The sequence below is a fragment of the Arhodomonas sp. KWT genome (assembly GCF_010993615.1).
Window position 1 is genome coordinate 1 of record NZ_WNXE01001070.1, and the last position, 554, is coordinate 554.

1 protein-coding gene is annotated in these 554 nt (G+C 67.5%); it reads left to right on the forward strand.

What is annotated here, in order from left to right; genetic code table 11:
* Positions 1-321 (forward strand): LysR substrate-binding domain-containing protein (locus G7A99_RS24195; RefSeq protein ID WP_240466412.1); only part of this gene is annotated, 321 nt, incomplete at its 5' end.
* Between the last annotated feature and the right edge of the window lie 233 nt (positions 322-554).

A 554-nucleotide genomic window follows, 5' to 3' on the forward strand; every position in this document is an offset into this window, starting at 1 on the left:
AACGGCGTGCGGCTGTGGATCCGCACCGAGATCGACGCCCTCACCCAGATCAAGGCGCTGGTGCGCCGCGGGCTCGGACAGGCGGTGCTCTCGCACTCCGCGGTCTACGAGGAGCTCTCCCGCGGTGAGCTGGTGGCGCGGCGCATCGTCAATCCTGCTATCGATCGCACGGTCTACGTCGCCGAGCCCTCGGACCGCCCGATCTCCCATGCCGCCCGCGCGGTGGCGGAGCTGCTCACCCACTGCGCCCGCGGGCTGGTGGAGGACGGGCGCTGGCGCGGTGAGCTCTGCGATACCCAGGGGTATGCGGTAAAACGATAGCCGGGATCAAAAATATATAATTGAGATATTCCTCTCCTCGGCCATGCTTGTCCGGAGTCGCCGCCCCACGGGGAGCGACCAGAACGAACAACATCGCTGGAGGAGAGAGAGATGGGTACGAGCAATCCGCTGCGCCCGCTGGGGCGCGCATTCCTCGCCGGCGTCTGCGCGCTCGGCATCGGCACGGCCGGCGCCGCCGACAAGCCCGAGCAGATCGACATCGGCATTTCCGC